Annotated in this window: 13 protein-coding genes; 3 read left to right on the top strand and 10 right to left on the bottom strand. The window is 73.2% G+C overall.

Annotated elements, in window-relative coordinates:
* Positions 1-39 precede the first annotated feature (39 nt).
* The 10 genes from POL72_RS21840 to acpS form a co-directional block, all read right to left on the bottom strand.
* On the bottom strand, positions 40-840 hold the full coding sequence (locus tag POL72_RS21840) for a hypothetical protein (protein WP_272097442.1): 801 nt from the start codon (positions 838-840) through the stop codon (positions 40-42).
* A gap of 267 nt (positions 841-1,107) precedes the next feature.
* Positions 1,108-2,013 carry a sulfate ABC transporter permease subunit CysW gene (cysW, locus tag POL72_RS21835; RefSeq protein WP_272097441.1) on the bottom strand — a complete coding sequence of 302 codons (906 nt, stop codon included), beginning with the start codon at positions 2,011-2,013 and terminating at the stop codon, positions 1,108-1,110.
* Positions 2,013-2,918 carry a sulfate ABC transporter permease subunit CysT gene (cysT, locus tag POL72_RS21830; protein ID WP_272097440.1) on the bottom strand — a complete coding sequence of 302 codons (906 nt, stop codon included), beginning with the start codon at positions 2,916-2,918 and terminating at the stop codon, positions 2,013-2,015. The genes cysW and cysT overlap by 1 nt, the downstream gene beginning before the upstream one ends.
* Before the next feature lie 5 nt (positions 2,919-2,923).
* The gene (locus tag POL72_RS21825; RefSeq protein ID WP_272097439.1) at positions 2,924-3,946 is read right to left on the bottom strand and encodes a sulfate ABC transporter substrate-binding protein; all 1,023 of its coding nucleotides are present in this window, start codon (positions 3,944-3,946) and stop codon (positions 2,924-2,926) included.
* A gap of 29 nt (positions 3,947-3,975) precedes the next feature.
* Positions 3,976-4,299, bottom strand: coding sequence for a DUF2325 domain-containing protein (locus POL72_RS21820; protein ID WP_272097438.1), 324 nt, complete (start codon positions 4,297-4,299; stop codon positions 3,976-3,978).
* Positions 4,300-4,466: 167 nt separating this feature from the next.
* A complete protein-coding gene (locus POL72_RS21815) occupies positions 4,467-5,141 on the bottom strand; it encodes a helix-turn-helix domain-containing protein (RefSeq protein ID WP_272097437.1) in 675 nt (224 codons plus the stop codon).
* 57 nt (positions 5,142-5,198) lie between these two features.
* On the bottom strand, positions 5,199-6,542 hold the full coding sequence (locus POL72_RS21810; protein ID WP_272097436.1) for an NAD(P)/FAD-dependent oxidoreductase: 1,344 nt from the start codon (positions 6,540-6,542) through the stop codon (positions 5,199-5,201).
* A 218-nt stretch (positions 6,543-6,760) separates the two neighbouring features.
* Positions 6,761-7,438: an RNA polymerase sigma factor gene (locus tag POL72_RS21805; RefSeq protein WP_272097435.1), complete on the bottom strand. Its 678-nt coding sequence runs from the start codon at positions 7,436-7,438 to the stop codon at positions 6,761-6,763.
* Between the two features lie 258 nt (positions 7,439-7,696).
* Positions 7,697-9,493 carry an NAD(P)H-hydrate dehydratase gene (locus POL72_RS21800; RefSeq protein WP_272097434.1) on the bottom strand — a complete coding sequence of 599 codons (1,797 nt, stop codon included), beginning with the start codon at positions 9,491-9,493 and terminating at the stop codon, positions 7,697-7,699.
* Entirely contained in the window at positions 9,490-10,017 is a 528-nt protein-coding gene (acpS, locus tag POL72_RS51280; RefSeq protein ID WP_272097433.1) for a holo-ACP synthase, read from the bottom strand. The genes POL72_RS21800 and acpS overlap by 4 nt, the downstream gene beginning before the upstream one ends.
* A gap of 349 nt (positions 10,018-10,366) precedes the next feature.
* Between acpS and POL72_RS21790 the strand changes: the two genes are divergently transcribed.
* The 3 genes from POL72_RS21790 (at position 10,367) to POL72_RS21780 (ending at position 16,152) form a co-directional block, all read left to right on the top strand.
* A complete protein-coding gene (locus tag POL72_RS21790; RefSeq protein ID WP_272097432.1) occupies positions 10,367-12,082 on the top strand; it encodes an Eco57I restriction-modification methylase domain-containing protein in 1,716 nt (571 codons plus the stop codon).
* Between the two features lie 73 nt (positions 12,083-12,155).
* Positions 12,156-14,423, top strand: coding sequence for a DUF4139 domain-containing protein (locus POL72_RS21785; RefSeq protein ID WP_272097431.1), 2,268 nt, complete (start codon positions 12,156-12,158; stop codon positions 14,421-14,423).
* Between the two features lie 19 nt (positions 14,424-14,442).
* Positions 14,443-16,152, top strand: a complete 1,710-nt coding sequence (locus tag POL72_RS21780) for a DUF4139 domain-containing protein (protein ID WP_272097430.1) — start codon at positions 14,443-14,445, stop codon at positions 16,150-16,152.
* The last annotated feature ends 46 nt before the right edge of the window (positions 16,153-16,198 follow it).

The raw sequence follows: 16,198 nt of genomic DNA, 5'->3' as shown, positions 1-16,198 counted from the left end.
CCAGAACCCCCGCACCGCACCCCGGCGCCGCCCCGCTGATTACTGTTCGCGCCCGCCGCGCCGCGTCCTTCTCGCGCGCGGCACCCTCTCCCGCCCCCCCAGGGCCCGCCCGATGTAGCTGGCCATGTAGACCGCCCGCCGCGTCGCCTGGAGCAGCCCGCGCGGCACGATCCCCTTCCCCGTCTGGAACGGGTTGAAGCGGAGGGCGCGCTGGTCGATGTCCACCGGCTCGTACAGCTCCATATCGGCCACTGCCATCCACCGCGCGCGCGATCCCCCTCGCCTCACCTCGAGGCGCATCAGCGCGAGCCCCGCCGCTGCGGCGCGCTCCAGCTTCTCCCGGCGGTTGCCTTTCACCACCGACGCGCGCAGCGGCACCAGGCGGAACTCCGCGCGACCGAGGCCGGCCACGTCGAACCGCGCCAGCGCGTAGTAGTCGTTGTCCAGGAAATCGTGCCTCTTCGTCGTGAAGAGCGCGAACGGGAGCAGCCAGAATCGGCGCGCGCTCACGAAGACCAGGTCCTGATCGCCGGCGCTCGCGGCCGGCGTCACCTCTTCGCTGGTCCGGAAGCGCACCGCGACCCCCAGCACGTCCGGACGGCGCTCGCCCTTGCCGTCCCGCCACCGCCACATCCCGCCCGAGAGCCGCACGAGCGCCGGCCCCGCAAGCCGCTGCGCCAGCGCGCCGACCTCGCCCTCCGCCGCGAGCGCCTTCACCCCGGCGCAGTAGACCACGCCGTCGGGATGGAACAGCCTCGCTCTCCGGATGAAGCTGCCTCCCAAGGCGATGGGAGACAGCGCTCCGCCGATCACACGCCCAACCGCTTCCAAGAACCGCATGGTGACCCCTCCCTCGAACCTGGAGCGCCGGGGGCCAATCGCAAGTTGGGCGCAGCCCGGCAGCCGCCCTCCCGCGGCGCTCACCGGGATCGAGGCGTCGAGAGCCGCTGTTCTCCGCGCGCGCTCCGTTCTCCCGCGCAACGGCGATTCCAGGGAAGCGCCGTGTCCCCGGCGCTCCCTCTCATGCCGCTCGCGCCGAGTCCTCCAGCGCCCCTCGCTCCTCCGCGCGCGCCCTGTCCCCCGCGAGCGCCGGACGGCGCCCGCGCGTCACCCCGCGCCGGCCTTCGCCGCCGGGTCGATCGCCGGAGCGGCGTCTCGCTCCGCCCGGTACTCGATAAGGCGCTTCGCCACGAGCGTCAGGAGCGCGAGCAGGACGAGCAGCGAGGCGACGGCGAACGCCGCCGAGAAGTGGAACTCGTTGTAGAGCACCTCGACGTGCAGCGGCATGGTGTTGGTCTGCCCCCGGATATGCCCCGAGACGACCGACACCGCGCCGAACTCGCCCATCGCCCGCGCGTTGCAGAGCACCACGCCGTAGAGCAGGCCCCACTTCGCGTTGGGGAGGGTGATGCGGAAGAACATGCTCCACCCGCTCGCGCCGAGCGACAGCGCCGCGTGCTCCTCGTCGGCCCCCTGGCTCTCCAGGAACGGGATGAGCTCGCGCGCGACGAACGGGAACGTCACGAACGTCGTCGCGAGGATGATCCCCGGACGATCGAAGATGACCCGGAGGTCGTGCTCGATGAGCCAGGGGCCGAGCACCCCTTGCGCCCCGAAGAGCAGGACGAAGATCATGCCGGAGATCACCGGCGAGACAGCGAACGGGAGATCGATGAGCGTGACGAGCAGGCTCTTTCCCGTGAACTCGAAGCGCGCGATCGCCCAGGCCGCGGCCACGCCGAAGACGAGGTTGAGCGGCACGGCGATGATCGCGGTCGTGAGCGTCAGCTCGATGGCGGCCACGGCGTCGGGCGCGGTGATCGCCCGCCAGTACCCCGCGAGGCCGTCCTTCAACGCCTCGATGAACACCGACACGACCGGCAGGAACAGGAAGAACCCGAGGAACGCGAGCGCCACCGCCGTCAGCGCCCAGCGCACCAGCGGGGGCTCGGACGTGGCGCCGCGCACCGCCCCGCGCGACCTGACCCGCAGCTTGCCCGCCGCGCCAGCCATTACGACGCGACCCCGGGCGCTCTGGCCCCCGCGGGCCGCTCCGACGCGGGCTTGGGCGCTTCGACAGGGCTCCGCGACGACACGCGCGCGCCGCTCCAGGACTGGAGTCGGTTGATCAGGAAGAGGAGCACGAAGGAGCAGAGCAGCATCACGAGCGCGAGCGCCGTCGCGCCCGCATAGTCGTACTGCTCGAGCTTGGTCATGATGACGAGCGGCGTGATCTCCGTCTTGAGCGGCATGTTCCCGGAGATGAACACGACCGACCCGTACTCGCCGAACGCCCTCGCGAACGACATCGCGAACCCGGTGAGGATCGATGGCCAGAGCGCGGGCAGGAGGATGCGACGGAAGATCTCGAATCGGCCCGCGCCGAGCGACGCCGCCGCCTCTTCCTGGTCGACCTCGAGCTCCTCCATCACCGGCTGGACGGTCCGCACGACGAACGGGAGCCCCACGAAGGTGAGCGCAATGACGACGCCCAGGCGGCTGAACGCGCTCTGGATCCCGAGCGGGTACAGGAACCGACCGACCCACCCCTGCTGCGCATAGATGGCCGTGAGCGCGATGCCGCCGACCGCCGTCGGCAGCGCGAAGGGCAGGTCGACGAGCGCGTCGACGATCGATTTGCCCGGAAAGCTGTAGCGCACGAGCACCCACGCCACGAGGACGCCGAAGACCGCGTTGATGCCCGCTGCGATGAGCGACGCGGAGAAGCTCATCTTCAAGGAGGCGACGGCGCGCGGCGACGTCACCACCGCCCAGATCTCGGCGGGCTGGAGCGTCGCCGTCTTGAGGAAGATCATCGACAGCGGGACAAGCACGAGCAGCGACAGGTACGTTACCGTAATCCCCATCGCCAGCCCGAAGCCGGGCAGAACGCTCTGTCGCCGCCAGAGGAGAGCCACGAAGTCTACTTACCGGCCTGGTAGATCTGGTCGAAGACGCCGCCGTCGGAGAAATGCGTCTTCTGGGCTTTTTGCCACCCGCCGAACACGTCGTCAATCGAGAAGAGCGCGACCTTCTGGAAGACACCCTCCGACTCGGCCGCCGCGAGGATCGCCGGGTTGCGCGGGCGATAGAAGTGCTTCACCGCGATGCGCTGCCCCTCCTCCGTGGAGAGGAAGGCGAGGTACGCCTCCGCCGCGGCCCTCGTCCCGCGCCTGTCGACCACCTTGTCGACCACCGCGACAGGCGGCTCGGCGAGGATGCTGATCGACGGCACGATCACCTCGAACTTGTCCTTACCGCTCTGCTTCACCGCGAGCAGCGCCTCGTTCTCCCAGGCGATCAGGACGTCGCCGAGCCCACGCTCGACGAACGTCGTGGTCGAGCCGCGCGCCCCCGTGTCGAGGACGGGCACGTTCTTGAAGAGGCGGCCGACGAAGTCCTTCGCCTTCGCCTCGTCGCCGCCCGCCCGCTTCAGCTCGTACCCCCACGCGGCGAGGTAGTTCCACCGCGCCCCGCCGGAGGTCTTCGGGTTCGGGGTGATGACCGCGACGCCCTCCTTCACGAGATCGTCCCAGTCCTTGATGCCCTTGGGGTTGCCCTTGCGCACCAGGAAGACAATGGTCGACGTGTAAGGAGCGCTGTTGTCCTTGAGGCGCGCCTGCCATCCCTCCTTGATCAGCCCGGCAGACGCGACCGCATCGACGTCGTAGGCGAGCGCGAGCGTGACCACGTCCGCCTCGAGCCCGTCGATCACCGACCGGGCCTGCTTGCCCGAGCCGCCGTGTGATTGCTTGATGGTGACGTCCTGTCCGCTCTGCTCCTTCCAGCGCTTCGCGAAGGCGGCGTTCACCTCTTCATAGAGCTCACGCGTGGGGTCGTACGAGACGTTCAGTATCTGCAGCGACCCCGACTTCGAGGCGCCGGCCGCATCGCCCTTCGAGCACGCCGAGAGCGCCAGCGCCAGCACACAACAAAGCACCGTCATCAAGCATCGCATCGATCGTCCCTACTCCCTCATCCAGCCGCGAGATACCGCGATTCCCGCTGCGCGAGCGCGTCGAGCAGCTGCTGGAAGCGCGAGGCGCCGCAGCGCCGGGCCATGAACGCCGCGCGGCCGAGCTTCTGGCAGAGCTTCTTGGCGAGGAGCACACCGCCGTGGCTGTTCACGTCGGTCAGCACGATCACGAGATCGGCCCGCTCGATGGCCGCCCGCAGCTCGGCCGCCCCGCGGCCGCCCGTGTTGCCCGTGTGAAACTCCAGATGGTGCCCCGCCTGCAGGGCCATCCGCTCCAGCTGAGCCTGGTTGCGATCCAACCCACCAATCCAGGTGATCCGCATCGCTCCGCCTCCTTGCTCCTCGCAGCGGGTAACCGCCGTTATAACGGACATATCTCACGCTAAAGCAGAGGACGCAAGGGAGTTCTGCCAAAATAACGGAGGACATGTCTTGGATACCGGAGGGACACGAGGCCGGTGGGGTCCGGAAATGCGGCCGAGCTACCTACCTACCCGCGCGAGCCGTAGGTCATGACGAGGTACATGACGGCCTCTGCGCTGCCCGGGTTGCGGTAGCTGTGCGGGCTGTCGGCCTCGAACAGGATGGCGTCGCCGGTCTCGAGCAGGCGCCGCTCGCCGGCCACGGTGATTTCCACCGAGCCCTCGGTGACGATCAGGTTCTCCGCGGTGCCCGGCGCGTGCGCGTCGGCGTGCTCGACCGAGCGCGGCGCGAGGCGGAGCTCGTAGAACTCCACGTTGCGCGGCCGGTCCATCGGGAAGAGCGCCCGGGAAGAGAAGTCGCCGTTGCGCGATCGCAGGATGCGCGCGTGCGAGGACTGCATGACGGTCGTGACGGGCGAGGTCGCCTGGCTCATCAGCGCCGAGAAGGGGACCCCGAGGGCGCGCGCGATCTTCCAGAGGACGTTGATGGTCGGCGTGCTCTGGCCCAGCTCGATCTGCCCGAGCATCGCCCGGCTCACCCCGGACGCCTTCGCCAGGCGCTCGAGCGAGAGGCCGCGCTCGGCCCGGAACCGCTTCAGGTTGGAGGCGACGACCGGCGTGAGGTCCGACGCCTCGTCGAACGCCGGGTCGTCCCCGCCAGGCTCGCTCGCCGGGGGCGGGGGTGGGGACGGCGGCTCGGCAGCCGCCGATCGCGCGGGGGTCTGGGCTCTGCGTGCCTTCACTGGACGCGTATCCGCCATGGTGGAGGGCGCGCGTCAAGCAAGCGGGGGAAGGCGCGCTCAGGGGCCGCTGGAGACGGCCTCAGCCGCCGGACTCGCGGCCGACGGGCGACGCAGCGAAGGCGCAGGCGCCGCCAGGAGCACCGGCGAGGTATGGCCGGTGATGAGGCGGGCGCCGCGCTTGAAGGTGATGTACTGCCACATCCACGCGAACATGACGGTGAAGCGGTTCCTGAAGCCGATAAGGAACAGCACGTGGACGGCCAGCCAGGCGAGCCACGCCAGCGTGCCCGACATCTGCAGGCGCCCGACCTTCGCGATGGCGCGCGAGCGGCCGATGGTCGCCATCGTCCCCTTGTCGAGGTAGGCGAACTGCCCGCGCGGGCGGCCCTCGAGATCGCCGAGGATGCAGCGCGCGACGAAGCGCCCCTCCTGGATCGCGGCAGGGCTGAGGCCGGGCACGTCGACGCCGTTCCGGTCGCGGAGCATCGCCATGTCGCCGATCGCGAAGACGTTCGGATGCCCGGGGAGGGAGCAGTCCGGCCCGACCTTCACGCGGCCGACGCGATCGAGCTCGACGCCGAGCGCGTGCGCGAGCGGGGTGCCGCGGACCCCCGCGGCCCAGATGACGGTCGCGGCGCGGAGGCGCTCGCCGTCCTCGAACTCCACCCCCTGCTCGTCGATGCGGCGGAAGCGGCGCCCCTTGATGACCTCGACCCCGAGGGACGTGAGCTGCTCCTCGGCGCTCGCAGAGAGGCTCTCCGGGAAGGCCTGGAGGATGCGGGCGCCGATCTCGACGAGCAGCACCCGCGAGAGCGAGGGGTCGAGGGAGCGGAAGTCGCGCGCGAGGATGTAGCGCGCGAGCTCGGCGAAGGCGCCGGCCATCTCGACGCCCGTGGCGCCGCCGCCGATGACGACGAACGTGAGCAGCCGCCGCCGCGCTGCGGGGTCCTCCTCGCGCTCGGCGGCCTCGAAGGCGAGCAGCATGCGCTCGCGGATGGTGAGCGCCTCGTCGAGGTTCTTGAGCGCCGGCGCGAACCGGGCCCACTCCTCGTGGCCAAAGTAGTTGTTCGTCGCGCCGACCGCGAGGATCAGGAAGTCGTAGTCCAGCGGGTCGCCGTCGACGGAGACGCGCCGGCCGGCGAGGTCCACGCCCGTCACCTCGCCGAGCAGGACCCGGACGTTGCGCTGGCGCGACAGGACCGATCGGATCGGGACCGCGATGTCGGCCGGCGAGAGGCTGGCCGTCGCCACCTGATAGAGCAGCGGCTGGAACAGGTGATGATTGGTCCTGTCGATGAGGGTGACCCGGACGGGCGCGTCACGGAGCGCCTTTGCCGCGTTCAGGCCGCCGAACCCTCCGCCGACGATCACGACGTGAGGCTCTCTCGCGGTCGTTGCCATGGTGCCTCCTGGCGAGGAACGCTTCCTCGGTGGCACGACGATGGTAGGGGGCGCAGATCACCGCGGCAAGCAGGCGCAGCGCGCGAGCGCGGCAGGCAGGCGCGGCGCGCAGGCGGCCGAAAGAGCCCTCGTTGCGGCGGCGAATCGGGCCGCATCGGCGCAGCGCAGGAGCGACGCGACGCCCGGTCGCGGGCGACGGAGATCGCCGCCGCGATCGCTCATGCCGCCGCGGCCTTCACGTCGCTCCTCGCCTCGGTCTTGCCGCCCGGCGCTTCGCTCTGCAGCACCTCGGCGAGCAGCTTCCGGCCGCGGTGCAGGCGGCTCATGACGGTGCCGACCGGGACGCCCAGCCGCGTCGCTGCGTCCTTGTAAGACATCTCCTCGAGATCCACGAGCACCAGGGTGTCACGGAAGGTCGGCGGGAGCGTCGCGAGCGCGCGCCGCACGCCGGGCGAGAGGGCGTGCACGTCGGCGCAGCGCTCCGGCGCGGTCCACGCGCACGGGTCGCTCGCGAGCACGTCGAGGGCGTTGCGCTCGCGGCGGCTGCGGCGGCAGCGGGTGATGAAGACGCTGAAGAGGATCTGGTGCACCCACGCCCGCAGGTTGGTCCCGGGCTCGTAGCTCCCCGCAAACCGGATCGCGCGCTCCACCGTGTCCTGCACGAGGTCCTCGGCCGTCGCGGGCGTCCGGGAGAGCCGCAGCGCGCGGCCGAAGAGCTCCGGTGTCATTTCGACAAGGCCCCGGAGCAGCTCGTCGGCCGCTCCCCGCGAGCCCTCTCCTGGCGCCGTCCGCGCCGCGCCGAAGGACGGCCCGCGCCCGAGCGCGCGCGTCGCGCCGGGCGACGGCGGCGCTGGGTTCGAGGACCGGGCGGGGGCATGAGCGGCGTGGACGAGCATGGCGGGACCTCCTGTCGTACCGGCACTGGCAAGGCAGGTGCCACCGCGCGGACCTCGCGAAGGCCGCGAATCACGCTGAACGGCGCGGGCGGAGACACGCGCGCGCGTGTCAAATCGACAGCAGGGAGAACGGGCGCGCCAGGGTGGCGAGCCGCCCCGCGGCGCGCCCGGCCCGGCGGCCCCACCCGCGCAGGCGCCGGGCGGGGCTTCCGGCGGAGCGGGCGCCGGGCGGGGCGTCCCGCGGAGCGGGCGCTCGCGTCACGTCGAGAGCGGGTCGCTCCCGGCGGCCAGCGCGGCGATCAGGCCCGGGACCAGCTCGGCGATCTCGCCCGCGAGCAGCCCCCGATCGCTGCCCGTCTGCGCGCGCCACACATCCCCGGCGAGCGCGTGGATCAGCACCCCGGCGCTCGCCGCGGCGGAAGGATCCATCGAGCACAGGAGGGCCGCGATCATCCCGGTCAGGACGTCGCCCGAGCCGGCGGTGGCGAGCGCGGGGTTGCCCGCCATGCAGATGAACATGCGGCCGTCCGGGAGCGCGATGACCGTGCGCGCCCCCTTCAGCACGACGATCGCCCGGGTGAGCGCCACGGCCTCGCGCACCGCGCCGAAGCGGTCCTCCTCGACGGCCCGAGCGCTGCGGCCCAGGAGCCGCCCGAGCTCGCCGGAGTGCGGCGTCATGATGAGGCTCCCGCGCGCGGTCGCGAGCGCCTCCGGGCGGCCCACGAAGTGGGTCAGGGCGTCCGCGTCGACGACCTTCAGGCCGTCCCAGCCGAGCACGACGTGATCCACGGCGGCCCGCGCCCGCTCGTCGAGGCCGAGGCCCGGGCCGATGGCGACCGCCCGCCGCCCGGCGAGCGCGCCGTCGAGCGACGCCGCGATGCGGGCCGGATCGATCGAGGTCGTCATCAGCTCCACGACGCGCGACTCCATTGCGCGCGCCGTGTCGGCCCAGGTGCAGATCGTCACGAGGCCCGCGCCCGTCCGCATCGCCGCGCGCGCGGTCAGCAGCGCGGCGCCGAGCTTGCCCGACGAGCCGGCGATGACGAGCACGTTGCCCGCCTGGTGCTTGTAGACGCTCGCCTCGCGCGGGCGCAGCGACGAGCCGATCGTCTCCTTGCGGAGGACCTCCGCGACGTATCCCACCTGGGCGAGGATCGGCCGGTCCGGGACCCCGAGATCGACGACGTGGACGTTGCCCGCGAGCCGCGCGCCCTCGGGCGTGAGCAGGCCGATCTTGAGGTGGCCGAAGGTGACGGTCTCGTCGGCCTGCACCGCGGCGCCGAGCGGCGCGCCGCTGTCGGCGTCGAGGCCCGAAGGCACGTCGAGCGCGATGCAGAGGCAGGTCGCCGTGTTGAGGACGCCGATGACGCCGGCGAGGTGGCCCTCGATGGGGCGGTCCAGGCCCGTGCCGAAGATCGCGTCGACGACGAGGTCGGCCTCCGCGAGCGCGACCTCGAGCGGGGCGAGGGACGCGCCCGGGGGGAGCTCGGTCAGCGCGCCGCCGAGATCCACGTACGCGTCGTGGTTGATGCGGCTGTCGCCGGTGACCTTCTCGGACCGGGCGGCGAGGAAGACCTGGACCTCCGCGCCGCGGGCGAGGAGGTGGCGCGCCACGACGAAGCCGTCGCCGCCGTTGTTGCCAGCCCCGCAGACGACGACGACGCGGGCGTGGAGCGGGTACGTCGCGGGCTGCCCCGGGCTCGGGACGTGCCGCACGGGGAACGATCGGATGCGCGCGGCGCGGGCCTCCTCGGCGTCGCGACGGCCGTTCGGCGGCGGTGGGACGCTCCCAGGGCGGCCCCGGAGACCCGCCCCGGAGGGCAATGTCGCCGGCCAGAACGCCCGCGCGGGCGAGAGGCCGGACGCGGGCAGGTGCGGCGCGCGGTGCGCGGCGTCGCCGGGCTGCCCGGCGCTCCGCCCCTCGATGATCGCCGAGATCACGTCGGCGGCGCCGCGGCCGGCGTTCTCCATGAGGACAACGCCGGGGACGTGGCACTGGTGGATCGCGTGTTTGTCGAAGGCGCGCATCTGCGCGCGCGATAGGACCGGAATCACGAGCGCTCTTTCCCTTCGTCGTCCAGGCTGGATCGGCTCTCGCCGCCCTCGTCCGCTTCGGTCGGGGATCGGCTCTCGCCGCCCTCGTCCGCTTCGGTCGGGGATCGGCTCTCGCCGTCGTCGTCCACTTCGGTCGGGGATCGGCTTTCGCCGTCCCCTTCCAGGATAGCCACCGCCGCCGCCACGCCTGCGTCATGCGTGATTGACAGGTGGACCCGCCGGACGCCCATGCGCTCGGCGAGCGCGCGCGCCGGCCCGTGGAGCGCCATCGTCGGCGGCATGCGCGGCGCGCCGCGCACCTCCAGGTGGTGCCAGCCGACGCCCGGCGCGCCGGCCATCGCCTTCACCACGGCCTCCTTCGCGGCGAAGCGGCCCGCGAGGGCCGTCGCCCGGTCCACGCGGTGCGCGAGTGACCGGCGCTCCGGCTCGGACAGCACCCGCTCCCAGAACCGCTCTCCCCACCGCGCGAGCGCATCCTCCATGCGTCCGATGCCGCACACGTCGATGCCGATGCCGAGGATCACGTGACCCCCTCGCTCGACCGAGCGTCCGGGCCGGCGGCCGGCGGTTGCACCGCGCCTCCGCGGGCGACGCTCGCCGCGATGCGATTGGCGGGACAGACAGACAGGGGGAACGCCATGAGGCGACTCTACTCTATTCGATGGCGACGCCCCCTGAAACGCGATCCGCGCCTCGCCCCGAGCGCGGAAGCGGAAGGACAAGCAGAAAGCGCCTCGACGGCGGCACGCGAGCGGGGAAGAGGCCCGGCGCAAGGCGGCCGGCCGCGGCCTCGGGCGCAGCGACCGCGCGGCGAGCGCTGCCGTGGAGCGTCGCCCGCGCGCGCCGATCGCGGCTACCATGGTCGCGGCGCCAATGCAGACAGCCCTCGATCTGACGGTCATGCTCCCGCAGAGCGCCTACGATTACGGCGAGCGCTCGTCGGGCGAGGCCCACGGCGTGGTGCTGACCAAACCCCACGTCGTGAATCTCATCCTCGATCTCGCGGGCTACACCGCGGACCGGGATCTCGCGTCGCTGTCGCTGCTCGAGCCAGCCTGCGGCCACGGCGCGTTCCTTGTCCCCGCCGCCGAGCGGCTGATCCAGTCGGCGCGCCGCCACGATCGCGACCTCCTCGAGATCGAGCCGGCGATCCGGTCGTACGACGTCGAGCGAGATCACGTCGACCGCGCGCGCCTCGCGGTCGCCGGCGCACTCGCGCGGCTCGGGCTGCCGCACGCCGACGCGACGCGCCTCTCGGAGGCTTGGATCGCCCACGGCGATTTCCTCCTCACCAGCCAGGGACGCCGGTTCGACGCGGTGGTCGGCAACCCGCCCTATGTCAGGATCGAACAGCTCTCACCCGAGCTCCAGGAGGAGTATCGACACCGGTACAGGTCGCTCTACGACCGCGCCGATCTCTACGTGGCGTTCATCGAGCGCGGCCTCGAGCTCCTCGCGCCCGGCGGGGTCCTCTCCTTCATCTGCGCCGACCGTTGGACCCTCAACCGGTACGGCGCGCCGCTCCGCCGGATGCTGTCGAGGTGGTTCCAGGTGCGGTGCTACGTCGATCTGCGGGGCGCCTCTCCCTTCGAGTCCGAGGTCGTCGCCTACCCGTCGATATTCGCCGTGTCGCCCGGCAAGACGGGGAGCGTCCCTGTCGCGACGCTGCGCACCGCCTCGCCGGAGGAGTGCGAGGCCGCCTCCGCCGCTCTTCAACGCGCGGAGGGGCGCGGTGAGGCGGGCGCGGCCGAGCGCGGCTCCGGCGTCGCCGTGTCGGAGTACGCTTCCTGGTTCGAGGGCGACGACCCGTGGGTGCTCGGCTCGCCAGAGCACCTCGAGGCCCTGCGCGCGCTCGAGGCGCGGTTCGCGCCCATCGAGGAGGTCGGCGGGACCCGCGTCGGCATCGGCGTCGCCACCGGGAGCGACAGGATCTACATCGTCGGCGAAGAGGTGGATATCGAGCGAGATCGCCTCGTGCCGCTCGTCATGCGAGACGATATCGAGGACGGCCGCATCCGCGACGCAAGGCGGTTCGTCATCAATCCTTTCGGATCCGACGGCAAGGTGGTCAATCTAGAGGAGTACCCGAGGCTCTCCGGGTACCTGCACGCGCACGAGGCCGAGATCAGGAGGCGCTACATCGCCCGGCGGGGCGGCGCTGGCTGGTTCCGCACCATCGATCGCGTCTATCCGGGGCTGACCGCCGCCCCGAAGCTGCTCGTCCCCGACATCGCGGGCTCCAACGAGGTGGTCTATGACGAGGGCAGGTTCTATCCGCACCACAATCTCTATTTCATCACCTCGGAGGGCTGGGACATGGAGGCCCTCGGCGGGCTGCTCGGCTCCAGGGTCGCCCTCTTCTTCGTGTGGTCCTATGCGGTCAAGATGCGCGGCGGCTACCTGCGCTTCCAGGCCCAGTACCTGCGGCGGATCCGCCTGCCGCCGCCGGAGAGCGTCGCGGACGAGCTGATGAGCGATCTCCGCAGCGCCTTCCAGCGGCGCGATTTCGACAGGCTCGACGAGCTCGCGCTGCGCGCCTACGGCATCGACGCACTCCCCGGGTTCGGCTTCCTCGACACGCGGAGATAGCCGGCTATCCGGGCCCACACGCGGCGTGATACCGTCGCGCTCTCACGGGGCGTTCGCGGGCGAGGGACGAGCGATGACGGCCGAGAAGATCGAGTGCGCTAGCCGTATCGAGGGGGTCGTCGTGTACGCGCGCGGGGCGATCGTCACCCGCCGCGTCGAGCTCGCGGCGCCGCTCCCCCGGGGGGCGGTCGAGATCTCGGTGCCGGGGATCACGCCCCTCGCCGAGCCGGGGAGCTTCCGCGCGCTCATGGACGCCGCGGGCGGCGCCCCAGCGGGCGCGGCGGCGGGCTCCGGGCCCCCGCGCGACGTGCGCGACGTGCGCGACGTGATCGGCGTGCGCGCGCGGCTCGTCGTGCCCCCGGCGCCCGTCTCGAGGACGGCGCTCTCCGCCGAGCTCCGCGAGCTCGAGCTCGCGATCGCGCGCCTGTCGGCGGAGCGTGACCACCTCCGCCTCTGGCGCGACCAGCTCGGCGCCGTCTCGCTCGATCCGGAGCTCGCGCGGCGCTTCCGGCCGGGCGACCCGGCGGCCCGCATCCGCGACGCGCTCGCGGTGAGCCGCCTGCTCTCGGACGAGCTCGCCGCGCTCGACGCCCGCGCCGCCGCGCTCGACGCGGAGCTCGAGCGCGCCCGGAAGGAGCTCCTGGCCGCCCAGCTCGACGCCGCCCAGGCCACGAGCGGCGAGGTCGAGGAGCGCGACCCGGCGCGCCTCGACGTGGTCGTGCGGCTCGCGCCGGAGCGCGGCGGCGCGGCCGGGGAGCCGGCGCTCCGGCTCGAGTACGCCGTGTTCGCCGCGCGCTGGTGGCCCGCCTACGCGGCGCGGTTCTCGCGCGGCGCGACCGAGGTCGCCTTGCAGCTCGACGCCCTCGTCGCGCAGGCCTCCGGCGAGGACTGGAAGGACGTGCGCCTCGCGCTCTCCACCGCCGATCTCGTGCAGGACACGCGGCTGCCGGAGCTCGCCTCGCTGCGGCTCAGCCGCGCGCAGCGCCCCCCGCGCCGCGGCTACCGTCCCGCGCCCGAGGGGCTCGACGCCATGTTCGAGGGGTTCGACCGCTTCGTCGCCGCCCTCCCCCCGCCCGCCGCGCGGACCACCGCCGCGCCCGAAAGGCTCCTGCCCGCGCGTGACAGCGACGAGCCCACGCGGAACCGGGCCAGCCCGGAGTCCTTCGCGGCGATGAAGAGGCTGCCGCCGCCTGCGCCGTCCGGCGCGGGCGCGCTGCCGCCCCCGGTGCAGGCCGCCGCGCCGATGGCGTTCGCCCCACCGCCCCCAATGCCGGCGGCCGCGCCGATGCCGCTCGCCGCGCCGGCGCGCAAGTCGCGCGGGCTGTCGCTCCCGTCGTTCGGCGGCGGCTACGGGGCGCCGCCCCCGCCGCCGGCTCCCCAGGCGAGCGCGCCCCCGGTCCCCCGGAGCGCCCTCGGCTCCGCGGCGAGCGCCGAGGTCACGGCCAGCCTTGAAGAGGAATGGCTCGCTCCCGAGCAGGCGCTGGACGGCGGCGCGGGCCCTGCGCCGCTCGAGCCCGCGCAGGTCGAGGAGTGGCTCGACTTCGACGCGCTGCACCTCCCGGGAGCGGGCAAGCAGCGCGGCCGGCTCGCGCGCGACGAGCCCGGGCCGTCGAGGGGCGCCGCGCGGCGGGCGGAGCAGGACATCGCGGACCTCGGCGCCCCGCCGCGGGCCGTGGATCCGCGCGACTCGCGCGGGCAGTTCGATCACCTTTACGTCGGCGAGAGCGCCGCCGACGTGCCGTCGAACGGCAGGCTCCACCGCGTCGCGCTGGGCGCCGCGCGCGCCCCCGCCGCGCCCCGGTTCGTGACCGCGCCCCGCGAGGCCGCCGAGGTCTACCGCGAGGCGCGCGTCGAGAACCCGTTCGACGCCCCCCTGCTCGCGGGGCCGGTCGAGATCTTCGTCGACGGCGCCCTCGCGGCGCAATCCTCGCTCGGGCGCGTGGACCGGGGCGGCCTCCTCCGCGCTGGCCTCGGCGTCGAGGAGCGGATCCGGGTCGCCAGGAACGCGCGCGTGGACGAGTCGAGCGCCGGCCTGCTCGGCGGCTCGCTCGCCGTCGAGCACGCGGTCGTCATCGACCTCTCCTCGTCGCTCGGGATGGGCGTCGAGGTCGAGGTCCTCGACCGCATCCCGGTGACGGACGACAAGGACGTCGAGATCAAGCTCCTCTCGTCGCAGCCGAAGGCCGAGCCGTACACCCAGGAGGAGCTCGGCGAGCCGGTGCGCGGCGGGCTGCGCTGGCGCGTCCCGATCGCGCCAGGCGGCAAGGCCTCCGTCGCCTTCACCTACCGCGTGGTGTTCTCGTCCAAGAACGAGATCGTCGGCGGTAACCGTCGAGAATAACAAAGGAAACGAGCGCACCATGGCAACGGATGCGAGCGGTTCGGACCGGGCTGGGCGGAGCGCAAGCGGAGGCGAAGGGAGCGAAGCGAGCGGCGGGCACGAAGGCGCCCGCGCGCCGCACCCGAGCGTGGCGCGCGCGGTGACGCTGTTCGAGGATCGCGCCGAGGTCGCGCGCGCTGCGCGCGTCGAGGTCCAGGCCGGGGCGCAGTGGATCGCGATCGGCGGCGTCTCGGTGTTCGTCGACGAGCGCACCGTGCAGGCGCGCGTCGCGGGCGCGGACACGGTCCGGGTGACGGCGGCGCGCGTACGGTGGAGGGCGCACAGGGAGGCGGCGCTCGGTCGCGAGGCGATCGACGCGCTGGAGCGCGAGGAGCGCGAGGCGTCGCTGCGGGCCGGCGCCGCGGAGCGCGCGCGGGACCGGGCGTCGCGCCGCGAGGCCCACCTCGACCAGCTGCTCGCGAAGTGGGCGCGGGCGATGAGCGAGGTCCCGAAGGACGCCGGCGAGCCCGAGCGCCTCGCCTCGTGGCGCGGCGGCGCCGAGGCGCTGCACGCGGCGCTCGCCGAGGCGCTCGGCGCATCGGCCGACGCGCGCGCGGCGCGGGCGCGCGCCGAGGAGGACGCGCGGCGCGCCGCGACGCGGCTGCGCGAGGGGTCGGTCGAGCAACCGCGCTATGAAGCGGTGATCGAGGTCGAGGTGCACGCCCCCGCGCCCCAGCCCGTCGATATCGAGCTGACGTACCGCGTCGCGTGCGCGATCTGGCGCCCCGAGCACCTGGCGCGGCTCGCTGCGGGCGCCGCGGGCGCGAGCGCGAGCGCGGGCGGCGCGGCGGCGCAGGGGCCGGGCGGCTCGATCGAGCTCACCACCTGGGCGGCGGCGTGGCAGGCGACGGGCGAGGTCTGGGAGAACGTCACCGCGCGCTTCTCGACCGCGCGGCCGTCGAGGAGCGCCGAGGCGCCGCTGCTCGAGGACGACGTGCTCCGTGCGCGTCGCAAGACGGAGATCGAGCGCCGCCGCGTGATCGTCGAGGCGCGCGACCAGGCGATCGCCGCGGCCGGGCTCGACCGCGGGGCGCGGGCCGTCGACGAGATGCCAGGCGTGGACGACGGCGGTGAGCCGCTGATCTTCGAGGCGGCGGAGCCGGTGACCCTCGCCTCCGACGGCCGCCCGACGCGCATCGAGATCGCACGGCGCTCGCTCCCCGCAGAGCTCGCGCTGGTGCTGTACCCCGAGGTCCACCCCGCCGCTCACCTGCGCGCCACGGTGACGCTGGACGGCGGCGGCGCCGGTGGACGGCCGCGCCCGCTGCTGGCAGGCCCGGTGCGCATCGCGCGGGGCGGCAGCCTCATCGGCCGCGCCCGGCTCGATTTCGTGGGCGCCGGCGAGCCGTTCGAGCTCGGCTTCGGCGTGGACGACGCCGTGCGCGTGCGGCGCACCGTCGACGAGGAGCAGGACACCGCGGCGATCACGGGGAGCCGCAAGATCCGCCGGCGAGTGAAGCTCTCCGTGTCCAACCTCTCCGGCAACGTGAAGCGCGTGCTGGTCACCGAGCGGATCCCTGTCAGCGAGGTGGCCGAGGTCGAGGTCGCGCTCGGCGAGGCCCCCGGCTGGACGCTGGACGAGAAGGACGGATTTCTCCGTGGCCATGTCGAGCTGCCTCCGAAGGGGTTGAAGACGATGTCGTTCAGCTACGAGCTCCGCGCCGCCGCGAGCGTGGTGTTGCCCTTCTGAAGCCAGGAAACGCAGAGAACGGGAACGGGGAAGGAGAGAAGCTGGG

Origin of the sequence: Sorangium aterium, assembly GCF_028368935.1 — a bacterium.
GTDB lineage: Bacteria > Myxococcota_A > Polyangia > Polyangiales > Polyangiaceae > Sorangium > Sorangium atrum.
The sequence above is the reverse complement of the archived record's forward strand: the minus strand, read 5'-3'. Positions and strand labels throughout refer to the sequence as shown.